Origin of the sequence: Hymenobacter sediminis (assembly GCF_003231285.1) — a bacterium.
GTDB lineage: Bacteria > Bacteroidota > Bacteroidia > Cytophagales > Hymenobacteraceae > Hymenobacter > Hymenobacter sediminis.
Map to the genome: position 1 here is coordinate 797572 of NZ_QKNS01000001.1, position 19345 is coordinate 816916.

Consider the following 19345-nt stretch of genomic DNA (forward strand, 5'->3'; position numbering starts at 1 on the left):
CTGCTTTCGGGTTAACCGCATCAGCGGGGGCGTTGGTGGGTACTGGTGCGGAGTTGATTGAAAAAAAGGCCTTTCCGGCCCCCTAAAAGCGTATGTTTAGGCATGGAAGTACCCCTCGCGCCCAGTGCTGCCCCAGTGGTGGAAGAACGAGTAGCTCCTCGGCTGGGCTGGCGGGCTTGGCTGCGGCCCATGCTCCGGTCGGCTAACTGGTCGGCCACTTCCGAGTACAGCCCCATTCCGCGCTCCGTTCATGTGCTGCTCTGGCTCTGGCTTTTTGCCCTCGATGCCCTCAAGCTCGGCACTGCCCTAGCTGCCCTGCCCCGGTTTCCGGACACGGCCGCCGGGTGGCAGCCCGTGCTACCCCTGCTGGGGCGCCTGCTCCTGGAAGATATGTGCGGGGCCCTGCTGTTCTACCTCACCTGGCGCTGGCTGATTCCGCGTACGCTGGGCCGGGCCCGGATAATGCAGTACGTGGCACTAGCTGCCCTACTGGTGCTGCCCTATGCCGCGCTGCTGGGGTGGGTTACTACCCAGACTTCGCGCAAGAGTGTGCAGGTTTCGGCGTACCGCGCGCCGGCAACGACTAATAAGCAGAAGGCAGTAGCTGAGGCTATAAAAGAACACAAGGAAAAGCCCCCGATGCCGGAGTTCTGGATGCGCATCATCAGTGCGGGCATCATTGGGGCGTTTATCGTGGGGAGCAGCTCGGCCCTGCGCATCACCGGCGACTACATCCGTGGACAGCGCAACCGCCGCGAAATGGAGCGCCAGCAGCTGCTCACGGAGCTAGCCATGCTCAAAACCCAGATCAACCCGCACTTTCTCTTCAACACACTTAACAACATCTACTCCCTGACCAGCCGCAAGTCCGATAAAGCCCCCGAGGCCGTGCTGCGCCTGGCCGAAATCATGCGCTACCTGCTCTATGAAAGCAGTACCGATACGGTGCCCCTGAGCCGGGAGGTAGCCCACCTGCGCAGCTTTCTGGATCTGCAACGCCTGCGGCTGTCGGCCTCGGCCCAGGATGCCATCCAGTTTGACGTAACGGGCACCTCTCCGGAGTGCGCCCACCCCATTGCGCCTCTGCTGCTACTACCGCTGGTAGAAAACGCCTTTAAGCACGGCGACCTCACGGCCCGCCCCGTGGCCGTGCATATTTCCCTGGTGCTGGCCTCCGATGGACTGTTGCGCTTCTCGGTGCTCAACCACGTAGCTCCCGCCGATGCTGAGCGGGAACTGCCCAAGCAGCCCGGCGGGGTAGGCCTCGTGAACCTGCGCCGCCGCCTCGAGCTGCTCTACCCTGGCCGCTACGTTCTGGATGTGCAAAGTCCGCCCGGTCAGCACTTGGTTACGCTGGTACTGCTGGGGTAGGCGAGTATCTTAGCGTACCACAGGCAGATAGGCGCTCGTCCGTGGCAAGAAGGCTGCGCCTGCTTTGGTGTTGTGTACCGAGCACCTGTTACCTGTCACTATTTACTTCATCATCTTATAACCTCCGCACATGACCTGCGCTATCCTCGACGACGAGCCCCTGGCCCTTGACTTGCTGGCTGATTACTGCGCTCAGGTGCCCGGCCTGGAGCTGAAAGGACAGTTCGACGATGCGTTGGCCGGCCTGGCTTTCCTGCAGGATACTCCCGTGGACGTGGTGTTTCTGGACATTCATATGCCTCGCCTCACGGGGGTGCAACTGGCCCAGCTGCTACCCCAGCCCGGCCCACGCATCATCTTCACTACCGCCTACGACCAGTATGCCGTGCGCAGCTACGAGCTTAATGCGGTGGATTACTTGCTTAAGCCCATTGCTTTCGAGCGGTTTGTGCAGGCCGTGCAAAAAGTGCGGCAGCAGTTGGGGGCCGCAGTAGGAGCAACCCCCGTGGTGCCTACCCCCGGCCCGGCCCCCGAAGTGCATCCCACCGCCCCAGACGCCATGTTCGTGAAGAATGAGCACCGCCTGCAGCGCGTTGCCTTCGATGATATCCTGTACATCGAAGGCATGAAGGAATACCTCATGATTTACACTACCACCGGGAAAGTGCTTACGCTGCAGTCATTTCGGCGGGTAGAGGAGGTGTTACCGCCCGAGCGATTCGCGCGCATCCATAAATCGTACCTGGTAGCCCTAAGCCGGATTGAGCACGTAGAGCGCGGCAAGGTGCAAGTGGCCGGGCGCTTGTTGCCCATCGGCGACACCTACCGGGAATATTTTGCCAACCTCATCAAAGCGCACAATCTGCTGTAGCAAGTTGAATGCAGTTTGGTGTACCTAAACTGCAACCCAGGGGCTGACGGGTGGTTGGGAGTGCTGGGCTGGGTAGGGTGGCTAGGGCCGGCGAGGCGGCTGTGGTGCTGAATCCTTATGTTTACGTAGCGCTTACCCCCAGGCAGCAACTAAGCACTGACCAACTGCCCAGAACGGGCGCATGGGGTGGCGCGGCGCGGGGGGTAGGAGTGCTACCGGTGTGCGTGAGCGGGCCCTATCCAGTTTTATCTTCTGCCTGTTTAGCTTTCGATGCTGCCTCTATCTGATTCCGTTTCTGCCCCTGAGCTGCTGCAGGACGTATTAAGCCTCTCGCCAACGCCCTTGGCGCTGCTACGGCCTGCCGAGGTGCCGTTGGGTAAGCCATCCGATTTTTTTCTGGAGTACCTGAATCCGGCCGGGCAGCGCGAACTGGCGCTGCCTGAGCGCCCGGCCCGCCTCCTGAGCACCTGTTTCGCCACTGCTGAGGAAACCGGCCTACTCCGCTTTTTGCACCAAGTTGCTGAAACCGGTGCTGCCGGCCACCACGAAGCCGACTATTTTCACCCTGCTGGTACTTTGCGCTACCACCTCCAGGCCCGGCGGAGCGGTCCGCTGCTGCTGCTAGCTCTTACGCAGCTAAGCCAACCGGATAGTGCTGTAGTGGAACAAGCCCTGCGGGAAAGCCAAAGCCGCGAGCAGAAAGCCCTAGCCGAAGCTGAGGCCCAGCGCCAGCAATTGCACACCCTCGTTATGCAGGCGCCGGCCTGCATTGCCAGCCTAGAAGGCCCTGAGCTGGTATTCACGTTAGTAAACCCTCAGTATCAGGCGTTGGTAGGCGAGCGTACCTTGCTGGGCTTGCCCCTGCGCAAAGCGTGGCCGGAGCTAGAAGGTCAGCCGTATTTTGCTCTGCTGGAAGGCGTGTACCGCACCGGTGAGTCGGTGTACGGGCGGGAGCAGGTGGCCTACCTCGACATCTCCAACTCCGGTCGGCTCGACCCTCTATACTTCAACTTTATTTACCAGGCCATCCGCAGCGCGGAAGGAGAAATAACCGGGGTTACCATCTTTGCCTTCGACGTATCGGAGCAGGTAACGAGCCGCCAGCAGGTGCAGTACCTCAACGAGGAGCTGGCCGTGACCAATGAAGAGCTACAGGTAGCCAATGAGGAATTCCTGACCAATAACGCGGCCCTACAGCTGGCCCAGCAGCAACTTCAGCAGCTGAACGAAGAGTTGGAAGTGCGGGTGCAGCGCCGCACGGCAGAGCTGCGGGCAGCTCAGGCCGCCACTGAACGGCAGAAAGACCGGTTGGAGCGGCTATTTATGCAGGCTCCGGCGGCCATCTGTATTTTAAAAGGACCGGAGCTGGTTTTTGAGTTGGTCAACCCAGCCTACCAAAAGCTGTTCAGGGGCCGCACGCTACAGGGCCGCCCCGTACTGGATGCCCTCCCCGAAATTGCGGATCATGCCGTGTACCAGTTCCTGCGCCAAGTGTATGAAACCGGCCGCGCACACGAAAACCTGAGCATGCTAATTCCGCTGGTGGATATAGAAGCCGGAGTGCTGGAAAACCGCTACTTCGACTACGTGCAGCAGCCTCACTTCGATGAGTCAGGACAGATAGATGGGGTAGTGGTGTTTGCTTTTGAGGTAACGGCGCAGGTAGAAGCCCACCAGGCCAGCGAGGCCGCGGCCCGGCAACTCCGGCTGGTAACTGATTCGCTTCCCGTACTGATCAGTTATGTAGACCAGGAGCGAAAGTACCGCTTCGTCAACCGGGCCTACAAAACCTGGTTTGGCCGAGAGCCGGAAACGCTGCTGGGGCAACCGATCTGGACGATCATTGGGCCGGCTGCCTACCAGAGCGCGAAAGAATATATCGACCAAGCTTTGACCGGGCAGCGGGTCGATTTTGAGATTCGGATGCCCTACCGAGATAATCTGGTGAAACACATCCGCACCAGCTACGTGCCCAATATAGTAGAGGGCGAGGTAGTCGGGTTCTACAGCGTGGTACTTGATATTACGGAGCAGGTTGAAGCCCGGCAGGAGGCTAATCGGCAACAGGCCCTGCTGCAAGATCTGTTCATGGAAGCGCCTACCCCCGTCGCCATTCTCAATGGACCTACCCTGGTTTATCAGCTCGTGAACCCGGCTTACCAGCGCATTTTTCCGGGTCGGAAGCTCCTCGGTTTAACGGTGCTGGAAGCTTTGCCCGAGCTAGAAGGAACCCTGGTGCCGGAGGTGCTGGGGCGCGTGTACCGCACCGGCGAAACCTTTGTTGCCCAGGAAATGGAGTTGCAGGTAGCTCGCCATGAGGGCGGACCCTTAGATGATCTGTACTGGACATTCACGTACCAAGCCCGCCGCGACCTAGCTGGAACCATAGATGGCGTGATGGTATTCGCCCACGAGGTAACCGACCAGGTAAGAGCCCGCCAGATGGTGGAGAAAAGCGAGCAGTACGTGCGCCGCCTAGCTGACAATGTGCCCGTTATAATTTGGGTAACAGATGCCGTCGGCAAGTGCACCTACCTCAACCAGCGGTGGTATGAGTACACCAACCAAACGCCCGCCGAGGCCCTGGGCTTTGGCTGGCTGGAAGCCATTCATCCGGAAGACCAGGAAGCTACCCGCGCTATCTTTTTGGAGGCTTTGACCCGGCAAGAGCCGTTCAGTATACTATACCGGCAGCTCCACCATAACGGGCAGTACCGTTGGGCGCTGGATAGTGGCCTACCCCGCTTCAATGTCAAAAAGGAGATGGAAGGCTTTATCGGGACGGTGGTAGATATCCATGAGCAAAAGCAGGCTGAGCAGGCCTTGCAGCAGCTGGCTGAGAAGCTACGGGCTACCAATCAGCAGCTCGTGAGTACCAACGTCGATCTGGACAACTTCATCTACACGGCCTCTCACGACCTGAAGGCGCCCATCACGAACATTGAAGGACTGTTGTATGCTCTGCAGAGCCAGTTGCCCCCCGAGGCCGTCCTTACCGAACAGCTGCATCCCCTGCTCGGCATGATGCACGAATCGGTGCAGCGCTTCCAACGGACCCTCAACTACCTCAGCGACGTAACTAAGCTGCAAAAGGAGTATGATCAGCCCATCACTCAAGTAGAGCTGGGGCCTATTATAGAGGATGTGCGCCAGGACCTGCAACCCCTTATTCAGGAAACCGGCGCCCGGCTGGAGCTAGACCTGGGGGAGTGTAACAGCGTGTCGTTTTCGGCGAAAAACCTGCGCTCAGTGGTGTACAATCTGTTCAGCAACGCTATTAAGTACCACCGCCCCGATCAGCCGCCGCTCGTGCGCATCCGTTGCCATCAGCAGGGCGAGTACATCGTGCTTTCCATTCAGGATAACGGCCTGGGCCTGACCCCGGCGCAGCAACCCCAGCTGTTTACCATGTTCCGGCGCTTTCATAACCACGTTGAGGGCTCCGGTATCGGCCTTTACATGGTGAAGCGTAGTGTGGAAAACGCCGGTGGCCATATAGAAGTCCAGAGCACCCTGAATGAGGGGTCAATTTTCTCCGTGTATTTCCGGCAATCAACCCCATAGATAGGGTTTATGACTGCAAGCGGGGGTAGGAAGCCCGAACTTTTAAACGCAACACGGCGAGCCAGAAACCTGGCTCGCCGTGTTTGTTTTAGCTGTAGCCTGGCTGTTAGCTAGCAAGCTTGCTGGCAATTTGGGCAGTGTGCTGGCCTTGGTGGCGGGCGCCTTCCAGCTCGTTGGCGCTGGGCTGCCGCTCGCCCTGGCCGCCAGCCACGGTGCTGGCGCCGTAGGGCGTGCCGCCCGTAACTTCTTCGTGGCCCATCTGGCCCTGCCAGGCATAGGGTAGCCCCACAATTACCATTCCGTGGTGTAGCAGCTCGGTATGCAACGAGCGGATGGTGGTTTCCTGGCCGCCGTGCTGGGTAGCGGTGCTCACAAAAGCACCGCCTACTTTTCCAATCAGCTTGCCCTGGGCCCACAAGCCGCCGGTGGCATCCAGGAAAGCCTGCACCTGCCCACATACGTTGCCGTAGCGCGTGGGCGTCCCGATAATAATGGCATCGTACTGCTCCAGCTCCTGGGGAGTAGCCACCGGAATGTGCTCAAATGCTTTCTGGGCCTGCGTGGCTCCAATCTGGTCGAGCAAGGCGGCGGGTAGCGTTTCAGGGATGCGCTTGAGCGCCACCTCGTTGCCGGCTACCTGCCGGGCACCTTCAGCTACGGCTTCCGCCAATTTGTATACGTGACCATACGTGGAGTAAAACAGCACAAGCGTTTTCATAAGCAAGAAGTGGGGTTGAAGAGGGTTAAATGAAAAGCAAGAGGTAGGAAAGCCCAGCCGAATCAGGTAGACTCGGCCGTAGCTTGCTGAAGCTGATACGTAGCTGCCGTTCACATGGCTGAAAGCGTACCTGTTAAGCTACATGTGTATGTACATGGTATTGCTGGAATAGGTTATAGCCCAACTGCTTTTTAGTTGGTAGTTTTCAGGAGTTATCCAGTTGCGGCGGAGTTCTGAAAAAAGCCTGAACTTCCGATGCAACCTTCTCTGGCCTGAGCGGCATCTTACTGGCACAGCCTTCCTTTCCAGACAGAAGGTTACCTGCTTTATTTTATCTGACATTGCAGCGTATGCAGCATTCTTACTTGCGCGGAACCAAGCCCTCACGGAAAGGGCAGACCGCTGGTGAGCCTCGTAACGCCGGACCCGGTCAGGGCCGGAGCACCCGATGAGCGCCCTGTCGGCTTCGCTGGGAGCGGGCGGCCTACGCAGCCTGTTACCGGGTAGCGCCACTACGGCCCGCTCGGAGTCACTATCCCCGTCGTTATCCGCTCCCGTGCGCACCCTTACTCCGCCTTCGCAGCTCTCCGACCTGGAGCTGCTTGATGGCTGCCTGGCCGGTAGCCGCCTGATGCAGAAGTATCTCTACGAACGATTTGCTGGCCGCATGATGGCTGTTTGCCTGCGCTACGCCCAAACCACCTTTGAGGCCGAGGACGTATTGCAGGAAGGCTTTCTGACCGTATTTAAAAACTTGGCCAGCTTCCGCCGCGAGTGCCCGCTGGAATTCTGGATTCGTCGTATCATGGTCAATGCTGCTCTGCGCCAGCACCGCCGCAATGCCCCGCTGGTGGCAGTCAGCGACGGAGGCGAGTACCCCGAGGACCTGGCCGGCGAGGAATTCACGCTTTCCAATTACAATTTCGAGGAGCTGCTGAACATGATTCAGGACCTGGCTCCGCGCTACCGCATGGTGTTCAACCTGTTCGCCATTGAAGGCTACGGGCATAAGGAAATCGGCGAAATGCTAGGTATTTCGGAAGGAACCAGTAAGTCGCAGTACTCCCGGGCCCGGGCCATTTTGAAAAGTAAACTCGAGCGTCTCGACGCCCACCGCACACATGGCAGCATCCGCTCCTAATACACCTCACACCCCCGACCAGCGCCCGACCGGCGACCTGGAGCATCTGTTCCGGCAGAAGTTTGCCGAAGCAGAGGTGGCTCCGCGCGCCAGTTTCTGGGACCAGCTCGACCATGAACTGATAGTTCAGCAGAACGAGCAGGTAGTACAGGAAAACGTAACCTACCGCCGCCGCCTGGTGATGCACCGGTGGGTAGCCGCCGCCTGCCTGCTGCTGGCGCTGGGTTTTGGCAGCTGGGCTTTTCTGTGGCAGAAGGGCTCTGTGGCTGGCCCCGATCTGGCAGTGCTGCTGCCAACCGGTCCTGCTGACCAAGCCACTACCCCCGCAACCGGCCTGAACCCCGAGGCAACAACTACGCCTGGGGCCGAAGCTTCCGCTGCTTCGGTTGCTGCCGGAGAAGCTGCTGGTCTGGCCCTGGCTGCTGGTAGTGCCGCTGAAGCTGCGGCTGTGTCTGAGCTAGGCTACGCCGGAGTGCCGCAGGGCAGCACTAACATTCGTGGTGGTCAGGTCGCAGGTGAGCGGGCAGCATCATCGGGCCTGTTCTATTCTGCTGACCCAGCAAACTCCGCCGCCGGCCACTACGCTACTTTGTATCGGGCGGCCGGAGCTGGTGGGAATGAAAGCCAAGCTTTCGGCAGTGGCCCATCCTTCCTGGCTAGCTTTGCGGGTATGCAGCCCCGTGCAGCCCAGCTGCGCAACTACCTTGGCCTTTTGCACCCCGATAGCCTTAAGCCAGCGCTGGTTACTGCTCCGCAACGCGTTACTATCCCGGCTGAGCTTACCGATATAGAAGAACCCGAGCAGAAAGAAACCCAGAAGCTGTGGCGGCGGCTGCGGCTGGGTGGCGGCTATGCCGTGGGCTCCTACAATCCAAACGTCAACTTCTCGCGCGCCGATGGCCGCACGAGCTCTACCGCAGTTACTAACGCTCTGCGCGACTATTACCAGGAAGAAGCCGAGGATGAGTTCCGCCGCAACCTGCGGGCTGGGGTTAGCCAACGGGCTGCTTTGCTGGTTTCCTACGCCCTGAACAAGCACTGGACGGTTACTTCCGGCGCCGAAGTGGCTGAGCAGCGTGCCAGCTCCGCTACCTCCTATGGATTCGTGAATGGCAAGCAGGTAGGCCCTACGGCCGCCGACCTGTTTAACCGCCCGGCAGCGTACAGCCCGGCACCGGTTCAGCCGCGCGTGACCAACTACCGCTACCGCTCCGCCGCCGTGCCCGTGAGCGTGCGCTACGGCTCTACCAAACAGGGCCTTTCCCTGTACGCCAAGGTAGGAGCGGCCGTAAGCGTACTGTTGAGCAGCCGCTCCGAGGTAGAAGGGACCCCGCAAGCTACCCTCAACTACACCCTAAAATCGGCGGAGTCGCCGTACCGGCAGATACTGACCTCGGTGCGCGGCGGTACAGGAGTTCGTTATCAGCCTACGGCCTCGGGCTGGAACGTAGTGGTAGGCCCCACGGCCGAGGCTGGACTGACTACCCTCAACGCTAACCCTAATCAACATGGCTCGCGCCAGAGCCGGCCTTACAGCTTCGGCCTGGAAGCCAGCGTAGAGTTCGGCGCGGCCAAGCCCCAACCCATTACCCAATAGTCGGAGTCCGGGAGCTCCTTTTCTTTCATGAGCCGCTTACGCATTTGCTTTCTGTTGTGGCTTTTCCTGCTGGGAGGAGCTACTTCCTGCTCCGATGCCCTGGAGGAACCCGCCAGCCTTACCTGCCCCAATAACTTTGCTGCTACCCTTATTGAGGAGCTCAAGCAGAAACCCAAACAAACACCGGCAGCCGAGGTAATCCAGTACACCTACCAGAACCGCAGGGTGTACCTCGTAACCGGCGGCACCGGCTTCAACTACCTCTTTGATGCCTGCGGCAACGTGCTATGTGCTGCCACCCTGGGCCCCAGCAACGATGGCGACGGCCGCTGCACCGATTTCGCTACCGCCGCCACCGACCCCCTCGTGATCTGGCGCGACCCACGGTAGAGGTGAGCATATTAGTCTAACCTTTCATTGTTATACATCATGAGGAAGATAATATGCTTGCTGGTACTGGTAGGCACCATGCTGAGCCTGACGCAGTGCAAAGAGGATAAAGACGTGTGCGAGGAGAAAATTCAGCTCAAGATTGAAGAGCTAAGAGGAAAACCCAAGCAGAACCCGGCAGCCGAAATCTGGGAATATACTTATCAGGGCCAACGGGTATATACGATTTCAGCGAATTGCTGCGACCAGTACAACATGGTGTATGATGAATGTCTAAACCCTATTTGTGCTCCTAGCGGTGGGCTCTCTGGAAAAGGCGACGGCCGCTGCCCCGATTTTTCTTCTGCTGCTACCGACGGCAAGCTCGTGTGGCGCGACCCGCGGTAGGAGCCGGTTGCTGCTGAGACAGAAAGTTTCTTGTAAACCGGCTTACTACTTGGCCTATGACGCGGTACTGTTGCCTGTTGTTAGTGCTTTTGCTGCTGGGATGCAGCAAGAAAGAAGAAGCGCTGGACTTTGTACCAGGGCAGGTAGCAATTGGCACCCAAGATGCCACCACAATACCGCAGCTGTTCACTCTTGCCAACGCACGTGGCCTGTCCGTGGTCTATGTGTTTCCGGCGCGTTATAGCTCCACGTTACCCTCTGACAGCCTCGACTACCTGCGCCGGCAACTGGCTACCAAAGCCTACGCCAACGCCCCCGATTGGCCTGTGCAGATAGCACACAACGTCCAAACCAATACTGTGCAGCTCACCATCCGGCTGGTAGATATGACCGTCCCAAATCAGCAGGATTGGCTAACTACGGTGCAGGACTTGCGGCTTCAGGAGCTACCCGGCGGCAAATCAGCCTTGTTGCAGGTGCCTATAGGAGAAGAAAAACGGTGGGTGGCAGAGCTCTAGCAAAGCGCTGCGCTCCGCTGGGAAGAGCTCAACCACATAAATAGGCGGGTGCCGCATTAACTGATTTGTAATCCGAAGGGAAAACCTGTCCGCCAGCCGGACGGGTTTTTTCTTTTTCCGGGAAACCTCCCTCTATTGAATTCAGTTATCATAGGCTACCCTTTCTGGCCTATCTTTCCCCGCATGGAATACCAACTGACCTCGGAATTTAAACCCACCGGCGACCAGCCCCAGGCCATCCGCCAATTGGTGGAGGGCATCAACAACGGTGAGCCGGCGCAGGTGCTGCTCGGGGCCACAGGTACGGGCAAAACGTTTACCATGGCCAACGTTATTGCCCAAACCGGCAAGCCCACGCTGGTGCTATGCCACAACAAAACCCTGGCCGCCCAGCTCTACGGCGAGTTCAAGCAGTTCTTCCCTAACAACGCCGTCGAGTACTACATCAGCTACTACGACTACTACCAGCCCGAGGCCTACATAGCCTCTACCGACGTTTTCATTGAGAAAGACCTGGCCATCAACCAGGAAATTGAGAAGCTGCGGCTGCACTGCACGTCTACGCTGCTTTCGGGCCGCCGCGACGTGGTGGTCATTGCTTCGGTGTCGTGTATTTATGGTATTGGCAACCCCGAGGAGTTCGGGAAGAACGTGATTTATCTGGCGCCGGGCCTGCGCTATTCGCGCAATAACCTGCTCTACTCCTTCGTGCAGATTCTGTACTCGCGGACGGAGCAGGAGTTTACCCGTGGTACCTTCCGGGTGAAGGGCGACACGGTGGACCTGTTCCCGGCCTACGCCGACCACGCTTTCCGTATTTTCTTTTTCGGGGATGAAATTGAGGCCATCCACAAGATTGATCCGGTGAGCGGCAAAAAGCTCAGCGACGAGAAATCGGTAACGCTCTACCCCGCCAACCTGTTCGTAACCGGCAAGGATACGCTCAACCAGGCCATCAAGGAAATTCAGTTCGACATGGTGCAGCAGCACGCCTACTTCGAGAAGGAGGGGCGCGATGCCGAAGCGAAGCGCATCATGGAGCGCACGGAGTTCGACCTGGAAATGATTCGGGAATTGGGCTACTGCTCGGGCATCGAGAACTACTCGCGCTATTTCGACGGCCGCCAGCCTGGCTCCCGGCCCTTCTGTTTGCTCGATTACTTCCCCGACGATTTCCTGCTGGTGGTCGATGAAAGCCACGTAACCATGCCCCAGATCCGGGCGATGTGGGGCGGCGACCGAAGCCGCAAAACGGCGTTGGTGGAGTATGGTTTCCGCTTGCCCTCGGCCATGGACAACCGCCCCCTGACCTTCAACGAGTTCGAGGGTATGGTGCGCCAAGCCGTGTTCGTGTCGGCCACGCCCGCCGACTACGAGTTGACTCAGGCCAACGGGGTAGTGGTGGAGCAGGTAATTCGTCCGACGGGCCTGCTCGACCCCGAAATTGACCTGCGCCCCAGCGTTAATCAGATTGACGACCTGCTGGACGAGGTAGACAACCGCGTGAAAATGGGCGACCGAGTGCTGGTAACGACCCTCACCAAACGCATGGCCGAGGAACTGCAGAAGTACATGGAGCGCTTGGGTATCAAATCCAGCTACGTGCACTCCGATGTGAAAACCCTGGATAGGGTAGAGATTCTGCGGCAGTTGCGCCTGGGCGAAATCGACGTGCTGATTGGGGTAAACCTGCTCCGCGAAGGCCTCGACTTACCGGAAGTAAGCTTGGTAGCTATTCTCGACGCTGATAAGGAAGGCTTCCTGCGCGACCAGCGCAGCCTTATCCAGACCATGGGCCGTGCCGCCCGTAACGACCGGGGCAAGGTGATTATGTACGCCGACCGGATTACGGGCTCCATGCAGCGCGCCATCGACGAGACGAACCGCCGCCGCGCCGTACAGATGGCCTACAACGAGGAGAACGGCATCACGCCCAAAACCGTGCGCAAGTCGCGAGAGGCCATCATGGAGCAAACCTCGCTGTCGGACTACCGCATTGCGGAAACCCCGAACTACGCTGGCCCCACTGAGGATGTAGCCTTGGCAATTGCGGCCGAGCCGGTGGTGTCGATGATGAGCAAGGTAGAGCTGGAGAAGTTGGTGAAGCAGACGGAGAAGCAGATGGAAGCTGCCGCCAAAGACCTCGACTTCCTGACTGCCGCTAAGCTCCGCGACGAGCTGGCCGCGCTTAAGCAGGTACTCAAAACCAAGCGCGACTAGCCGTTCCGGCACGATTGTAGAAAACAGGAGGGGTAGGGGAGCCACGGCTTTCCTACCCCTTCTGTTTTCTACAATCGTGTTTCGCTATGAAGCCATTTATACGCCTGTTCTCGCTTGTATTACCAGCTGTGCTGCTGGGGCAGTTGGCCGTCGCTCAGAGCCCCAACCCCGTCCGGGGCCGCCACCCGGAGCTACCCAAGCTGCCAGACGCCGCTTTGCAACCAGTAGCCAGCACTACCAAGCTCCCGGCGGCCAACGGTGTGCGGTATCAGTACCAGCAAGTACGTCTCTACAACGACCAATGCATTTATCTGGCCCCGGCTTGGCGCGGCAACACCAAGCTGGCACCAAAAAAGGCCGGCCTTTTCTCCGGCCCCGACCTTGGGGAGCTAGACGGAATGCTGCTTACTACCCTCAATGAGTTGGCCGAAGCCGGTTGGGAGCTGGTAGAAGTCCAAACTTCGGTACAGCCCCTGAAGGCCACGCAAAAGCAGGAAACTACCCTGGCTTATAACGACCCGCAGCAACCGACCTACACCACCACTACCGCCCTTGAAAGTCTGACCCAGACCCGCTACCTACTGCGGCGGCCTATCAGCAAGTAAGTCCTACCCCCCGCTGCCACCCCAAACCTCGTTCCTTGAGCTAAAGGTGAGGCAGAAAGTCAACAAAGAATAAAGCCCGTCTATTCCGGCTGCTTTAGCTGAATCCGGTACCTTCGGCCGGCCAGTTCCCCGCAATGCTTCGTCTGATCGGAGCAGAGAAGCTGGCATCAGGAAGGCTACTGATATGATATACCCGTTACAAACCTGGTTTCGGCGGCATCCGGCCCGGGCCTTATATGTGTTGCTGCTGTTGCTGACGGTTGTGCCGTTGGTTTATGGGATGTACCACGAGCCCATTCACCTGTGGGATGAATCGAGGATAGCGGTAAATGCGGCCGAAATGGCGCTGAACCGCAACTGGCTGGTTACTCACTTCGAGGGCCAACCGGATTTATGGAACACCAAGCCGCCGCTGCTGATCTGGCTGCAGGCGCTTTGTATTCGGCTGCTGGGCTTTACGGAGCTGGCCATCCGCCTACCCATACTGGTGGCTGTAATAGTTACCGTTAGCCTGCTGTACTGGTTTAGCGTGCGGGTGCTGCGCAGTGTGCCCGCCGGGCTATTCGCCGGGCTGGTGCTGCTGACTTCCGGCGGCTATTTCCGGGTGCACGTAGCCCGCTCCGGCGACTACGACGGCCTATTGGTGTTGTGGGAGTTACTGCTGATGGTGGGCTTCTTTCGGTATCTGGAGCTGAGAAAAAGCCGCGACTGGTGGCTCTTCACCGCCGCCCTGATCTGTGCCGTCCTGACCAAAGGAGTAGCCGGACTGCTGGGCTTGCCCGGCTTAGCGGTGTATGTGCTCTGGCAGGGCAAGCTAGGCGAACTGATTACCGATAAAAAGCTCTATGCATCCATCGGGTTGTTTGTGCTGCTGATAGGAGGCTACTATGCGGCTCACGAGTGGGCCACGCCCGGCTACTGGCAAGCCGTGCAGGAAAACGAGCTGGGTGGCCGGTACACTACCCCCCTCAACAACCTTGGCGGCCCCTGGAATTTCTATCTGCAGTATCTCAAAATGCGGCATTTTGTGCCGTGGATAGGTTTTTTGCTGCCGGCGGCGTTGCTGGCTTGGTTGCAGCCAGATATGCGGCAGCGCCGGGCTGTTGGGCTTCTGCTGCTGTTTAGCGGTAGCTGGCTGGCCGTAATCAGCTCGGCCACCACCAAAATGGCCTGGTACGAAGCGCCCGTGTACCCCGCCCTTGCCCTGATAGTAGGCCTAGGCCTAGCCTGGATTTGGCAAGCTATGTACCCTGTCTACGTAGCCCGCTACCTGCCCGAATCAGTCGGCTTGCTGCTGGGTACAGCCCTTATCTTTCTGCTGCCCTACCGCGACATGACTATAGATCTGCGCACGGAAGTGCAGCACAACAACGAGTACGATGCTTATACTGCCCATCTGAAAGCCGCCTCGGCTGCCGGCGCCCGTGCGCTAACCGTGGTAGTCCCCGATGTCATCCAGAGTCCAACAATTTCTACCCCGCATGATCCTGGCCGTGACTATGCCCCGGTTTTCACCTTCTACCAGCTGGCCTACCAGCAAGAGCTGGGCCTGCAACTAACGCTGCGCAATCAGCGCCAGCTTGGGGCCCTGCACACCGCTGATACAGTTGTGGTGTGTGATGCCCGGCTTCGGCAGCAACTGGCAGCTCGGTTTACGCTGCGCCCTGTCCAGGAGGTAGGAGCTTGCCAGACACTGGTGGTTGAGGCTCCCCGGTAGGGTAGCAAATTTGAATTCTGAGAATGGAGAGCTAATCCCCATCCTCACACATGAGCAAGGGAGTTAGCTCTCTAGCCTTTATCTGCTTCCGTGAGGTAGGTGAGTACATCCGGTAAGGTGGCTACCTGCTTGAACGCGAGGCCGACGAGTTGCTCGGCGGGGACTTCCTCCATAATCCAGGTGGTGTGGTAGGGGATGTGCACAGCCTGGCCCCCCAGCCGGACCACCGGCAGCACATCCGACTTCAGGGAGTTGCCAATCATCAGAAACTCCTCGGGGCGCACTTGGTAGCGCGTAAGCAGGCGCTGATAGGTGGCTTCGTTCTTCTCACTTACTATTTCCACATGGTCAAATAGGTCGCCGAGGCCGGAACGGGCCAACTTGCTTTCCTGGTCGAACAGGTCGCCTTTGGTCAGCAGCATCAGTGGGAAGCCACGCTCTTTCAGAGTGGCCAGCACCTCGGGCACATCCGGCAGCAACTCAATCGGAAAGCTGAGCAGGTGTTTGCCGTGGTCGAGAATATGCTGGATTTCAGTGCCGGTTACCTTGCCATCGGTTAGCTGAATCACGGTTTCGATCATCGAGAGCATAAACGACTTGGCACCGTAGCCGAACAGGTGCATATTCTGGCGTTGTACCTCGTAGAAGCGGCTCCCGATGACGTTGGGCTCGCCGTAATGAGTCAGCAACTCATATAGCTGGGCTTCGGCGTAGTCGAAGTATGGTTGGTTGGGCCACAGCGTATCGTCGGCGTCGAAGGCAATGAGGCGGGGAGTAGGCATAAAAGCAGAGGTAGGGGGCAAAACAGCAAGCCAAAGTTACCGAACTTGCTGCCCTATGAAGCAGCTTGTAGACCTCAGCACCTGGAGCCGACAGGAACATTTTACTTTCTTTTCAGCCTTTGAAGAGCCGTTCTTTGGTCTGGTGGCGGAGGTAGATGCAAGCCAGGCCTACGCGCGGGCCAAAAGCCTGGGCGTGTCGTTTTTTCAGCTCTACTTGCACAGCGCCCTCACAGCCGTAAACGCAGTAGAGGCCTTGCGCTACCGCATCGAGGATGGGCAGGTGTACCGCTACGACCAGATTCATGCATCGGCTACGCTCACCCGCCCCGATCATACGTTTGCGTTTTCCTTCGTGCCGTACGCGGCTTCTCTCACGGAATTTGGGGTAGGGCTGACGGCCGAAATGGAAGCAGTGCGCCAAAGTAACGGGCTGCGCCTGAGCCCCGCCACGGCCCGCCCCGATGTTATTCACTTCTCAGCCATTCCCTGGGTGACCTTCACTGGCCTCACCCACGCCCGCGCCTTCGCTCACCCCGACAGCATTCCGAAAATTTCGGTAGGTAGGGCGCGCCGACAAGGTGAGGCCCTGCTGTTACCGGTATCCATCAACGTGCACCACGGCCTGGCCGACGGCTACCACGTAGGGCTGTTTCTGGAGGCTTTTCAGCGGGAACTGAATGCCGGGGCCGGCACCGTGGGGTAGGGTCAGCAAACCCCAATGCGGAACAGTATAAGCCAGCGCCAACCATTGCAGAAAACAGCTGCTTACTTGGGCCGCCAGGTAAAGCGCAGCCCGGGCCCACCCCCGAAAGCGCTGAACTGACCCGGGGCGAAGCCGCTTTGCCAAGTAGGGGTAAAGCTCATGCCCTCGGGCAGGCGCGGCTTGCGGCCCCAACGGTTGCGGTGAGTTAGGTAGCCCAAGTGCGCCGACAAAATTCCGAAGCCGGCGCCTGCCACCACGTCGCTCTGCCAGTGTTTGTTGTTGATCATGCGTAAAGCCGCCACGCTGGTGGCAATGGTATAAGCCCCGATGCCGTACCACTGGCTTTTGTTGCGGAACTCGTTGTGCACAATGCTGGCCGCTAGAAAGGCCTGCGCCGTGTGCCCCGACGGAAACGACAGGTTATCGGAACCATCGGGCCGGGTTTCGCGGCTCAGGTGTTTCACGGCAAACACGGTGCTCAGCATAATCAGCTCACTTTTTAGCACCACCAGCCCCACGTTTATCCGGTCGTTTCTCGACTCTACCCCCGCCAGCGCCACCAATCCCAACTCCGCGTACGGTGCGAAAATCAGAATGTCATCGGCCTTGGTCCGGAAGGTAGGAAACAGCTTGTGAATGTCGCGGTTGGCCTCTTGGTTGGTATAGAAGCCGCCTCCATTGAATGTGTAGGCCCCGTAACCGATGAGCACAGCGGGCACGACCACCGCCTTCACCAGCTTGCCTTTGTACCAGGGCTGCTTTACTGGGTCTGGCACGCCGGCCGGGTTTTCAAACTTATGGGTGGTATCGGTGGGAGTAGTGGGGGTAGGAGCAGGAGCAACTTGGGCCCCGACGGGCGCCAAGGACGCAACACTAAGCGTGAGGCTCAGCGCAGCCCGCTGAAAGAAAGAGCGTATCAAAGCACGAGTAGGTAAAAGTGAGCCAATCAAGATGACTGTGCCGCTGAAGGATAAGCAGGAAATGCTGTACGCACAGAGCGCCTACCCCGCCGGAGTATCTGAACGTTCTATTGGTTCACTTTTAGTATTTCCGCCCAGCATTCGCGCATGTTTTCCGCCGGAGAGGAGGTAGGCAGCCTGTTGCTTTGTATGCCCCGCAGTAGTTGCCGCCAACAAAAAAGCCACCCGCCTCAAAAGGCAAGTGGCTGATTTAGAATGAGCGGGAAACGAGGCTCGAACTCGCGACCCTCAGCTTGGGAAGCTATATATCTTATTTGCTCAAGGGTAACTAATATTGCTCATGGCTTACGGTAAGGGCATTTTGAGCTGCTTTTAGTCATATGTCTCACTATCGTTACTCCGGTTTTTGTTATACTTGTGTAATCCGGCGTGTAATTAACAACTCACCGATGACACAACATGAGTAAGACCACCGAGCACAAAGAAGGAAAAGCAACTGTTAGAATAGAGTACTACACGAGCAATACTCTGAAAGATGGTTCTCATCCTTTCTATATCTGCATCACCAAGAAACGCGAGCGTAGGCGCATTGCCACCGGCCTAGCCTTACATCCAAAATACTGGAACCCCCTCAAAAAGGAAATTCGGAAAAGCTATCCTGAACCAGGACGCGAGCAATTATTGACAAAGTTGGCCGAGTGGTTAGCTAAGTACAGTGAGGCTGCCACTTTATTGGCGGAGGCCGATGAGCAGCATGACGTAGGAACTGTAGCTGCTAAGGCAATAGAGGGCCGTAAGGCTGCACGTCGAGTAAAGCTACTGGCCTACTGTGATGAGGTGAGTGCGGGTTACCTCAAAACTGGGCAGGTGGGTAACTCGGGTGTATACCGTGACCTACGCAATCAATTAGCAAAGTTTATAGCTGACGAAAACAATACAGTTGCACCTCCTACTGGTCGAGGGCAGACGGAGGCATGGTCCGAGTGGCTAAATCATTACGATGTGCCCTTTGACCGCGTGAATGTGGCATTCTGCTATCAATGGGAGCAAGTATTACGAGCCAAGGGGATAAAGGAAACAACTATTTCATATCGGTTCCGAACGTTCCGTTCTTTACTCAATCAGGCTATTGCGGCAGGTGTAATGAAGGCCACAGCTTATCCCTTCGCCCGTAACGTAGCCGAAAAGCATAAAATGCAAGTTGGCAAATTTGATGTCAGCACTGCGAAACGGGCCATAAGCCGCGATGAACTGCGCCGACTAGAGGCTTTGCAGCCCAGTAATGAGCGTCAGCGCCTGGCTAAAGATTTGTTTCTGTTCTCATACTACGCCGGGGGTATCAATTTTGTGGATATGGCGCAGATGCGTTGGCGTGACCTAAGCGGCGAAACTCAAGGTACAGGGCATCCCGAACGGCTGAGTTATGTGCGGCAGAAAACCGGCGGCAAGTTCTCCTTGCGGCTGCTAATCCCCGCTGCTGCTATTGTAATGGCTTACCGGCCTTTCACCTACGCCTCGCCGGCTAGCTATGTATTTCCCGTGCTTGATGTGAACCGTCATCTTACGCCTGCCCAGGTTAAAAATCGTTCGCATAAAGTATTGGGGCAGGTAAACAAAGATCTGAAGGAGCTAGGTCAGTTGGCGGGTATTGCCACGCCCCTCACAACCTACGTAGCTCGCCATACCTTCGCTACCGCGCTGAAACAGGCTGGCACTCAAACGGCGGTGATCTCCCAGGCAATGGGGCACAAGTCCGAGTCGGTCACGGCAGTGTACCTCGATAGCTTTGCCTCAGATGTGGTGGATACGGCCTTCGATTCCCTGCTTTGAAAATTTTTTGA

16 protein-coding genes are annotated in these 19345 nt (G+C 57.9%); 13 read left to right on the forward strand and 3 right to left on the reverse strand.

Annotation, left to right across the window (positions count from 1 at the left end; all coding sequences use genetic code 11):
* Window positions 1-102: 102 nt before the first annotated feature.
* The 3 genes from DNI29_RS03335 to DNI29_RS03345 all read left to right on the forward strand — a co-directional run bounded on the left by DNI29_RS03335 (window position 103) and on the right by DNI29_RS03345 (window position 5806).
* The gene (locus DNI29_RS03335; protein WP_110976638.1) at window positions 103-1371 is read left to right on the forward strand and encodes a sensor histidine kinase; all 1269 of its coding nucleotides are present in this window, start codon (window positions 103-105) and stop codon (window positions 1369-1371) included.
* Window positions 1372-1501: 130 nt separating this feature from the next.
* A complete protein-coding gene (locus DNI29_RS03340) occupies window positions 1502-2242 on the forward strand; it encodes a LytR/AlgR family response regulator transcription factor (RefSeq protein WP_110976639.1) in 741 nt (246 codons plus the stop codon).
* Window positions 2243-2512: 270 nt separating this feature from the next.
* Window positions 2513-5806: a PAS domain-containing sensor histidine kinase gene (locus DNI29_RS03345; RefSeq protein ID WP_110976640.1), complete on the forward strand. Its 3294-nt coding sequence runs from the start codon at window positions 2513-2515 to the stop codon at window positions 5804-5806.
* A gap of 106 nt (window positions 5807-5912) precedes the next feature.
* Here DNI29_RS03345 and wrbA read toward each other — a convergent pair whose 3' ends face one another.
* Window positions 5913-6524, reverse strand: a complete 612-nt coding sequence (gene wrbA, locus DNI29_RS03350; RefSeq protein ID WP_110976641.1) for an NAD(P)H:quinone oxidoreductase — start codon at window positions 6522-6524, stop codon at window positions 5913-5915.
* Between the two features lie 448 nt (window positions 6525-6972).
* On the opposite strand from wrbA, the gene DNI29_RS03355 reads away from it, so the two are divergent.
* From DNI29_RS03355 to DNI29_RS03390, 8 genes are all read left to right on the forward strand, one after another.
* On the forward strand, window positions 6973-7665 hold the full coding sequence (locus DNI29_RS03355; RefSeq protein ID WP_110976642.1) for an RNA polymerase sigma factor: 693 nt from the start codon (window positions 6973-6975) through the stop codon (window positions 7663-7665).
* A complete protein-coding gene (locus tag DNI29_RS03360; protein WP_110976643.1) occupies window positions 7646-9262 on the forward strand; it encodes a hypothetical protein in 1617 nt (538 codons plus the stop codon). Before DNI29_RS03355 ends, DNI29_RS03360 begins: the two co-directional genes overlap by 20 nt.
* Window positions 9263-9289: 27 nt before the next feature.
* A complete protein-coding gene (locus DNI29_RS03365; protein ID WP_110976644.1) occupies window positions 9290-9652 on the forward strand; it encodes a DUF6970 domain-containing protein in 363 nt (120 codons plus the stop codon).
* 39 nt (window positions 9653-9691) lie between these two features.
* Window positions 9692-10039, forward strand: a complete 348-nt coding sequence (locus DNI29_RS03370) for a DUF6970 domain-containing protein (RefSeq protein ID WP_202910364.1) — start codon at window positions 9692-9694, stop codon at window positions 10037-10039.
* Window positions 10040-10095: 56 nt separating this feature from the next.
* The gene (locus tag DNI29_RS03375; RefSeq protein ID WP_123823051.1) at window positions 10096-10557 is read left to right on the forward strand and encodes a hypothetical protein; all 462 of its coding nucleotides are present in this window, start codon (window positions 10096-10098) and stop codon (window positions 10555-10557) included.
* A gap of 183 nt (window positions 10558-10740) precedes the next feature.
* The gene (gene uvrB, locus DNI29_RS03380) at window positions 10741-12777 is read left to right on the forward strand and encodes an excinuclease ABC subunit UvrB (RefSeq protein WP_110977280.1); all 2037 of its coding nucleotides are present in this window, start codon (window positions 10741-10743) and stop codon (window positions 12775-12777) included.
* An 86-nt stretch (window positions 12778-12863) separates the two neighbouring features.
* Window positions 12864-13382, forward strand: coding sequence for a hypothetical protein (locus tag DNI29_RS03385; RefSeq protein ID WP_110976646.1), 519 nt, complete (start codon window positions 12864-12866; stop codon window positions 13380-13382).
* Window positions 13383-13566: 184 nt separating this feature from the next.
* Window positions 13567-15099, forward strand: coding sequence for an ArnT family glycosyltransferase (locus DNI29_RS03390; protein WP_110976647.1), 1533 nt, complete (start codon window positions 13567-13569; stop codon window positions 15097-15099).
* A gap of 71 nt (window positions 15100-15170) precedes the next feature.
* On the opposite strand, the gene DNI29_RS03395 is transcribed toward DNI29_RS03390, so the two are convergent.
* On the reverse strand, window positions 15171-15881 hold the full coding sequence (locus DNI29_RS03395; protein ID WP_110976648.1) for an HAD family hydrolase: 711 nt from the start codon (window positions 15879-15881) through the stop codon (window positions 15171-15173).
* Window positions 15882-15936: 55 nt separating this feature from the next.
* Between DNI29_RS03395 and DNI29_RS03400 the strand changes: the two genes are divergently transcribed.
* Window positions 15937-16584, forward strand: coding sequence for a chloramphenicol acetyltransferase (locus DNI29_RS03400; RefSeq protein ID WP_110976649.1), 648 nt, complete (start codon window positions 15937-15939; stop codon window positions 16582-16584).
* 62 nt (window positions 16585-16646) lie between these two features.
* Here the strand turns inward: DNI29_RS03400 and DNI29_RS03405 are convergent, their stop codons facing one another.
* Complete coding sequence (locus DNI29_RS03405) at window positions 16647-17504, reverse strand: phosphatase PAP2 family protein (RefSeq protein WP_110976650.1); 858 nt, start codon at window positions 17502-17504, stop codon at window positions 16647-16649.
* Between the two features lie 459 nt (window positions 17505-17963).
* Here DNI29_RS03405 and DNI29_RS03410 point away from each other — a divergent pair, with 459 nt between their 5' ends.
* Window positions 17964-19334, forward strand: a complete 1371-nt coding sequence (locus DNI29_RS03410) for a site-specific integrase (RefSeq protein ID WP_110976651.1) — start codon at window positions 17964-17966, stop codon at window positions 19332-19334.
* The last annotated feature ends 11 nt before the right edge of the window (window positions 19335-19345 follow it).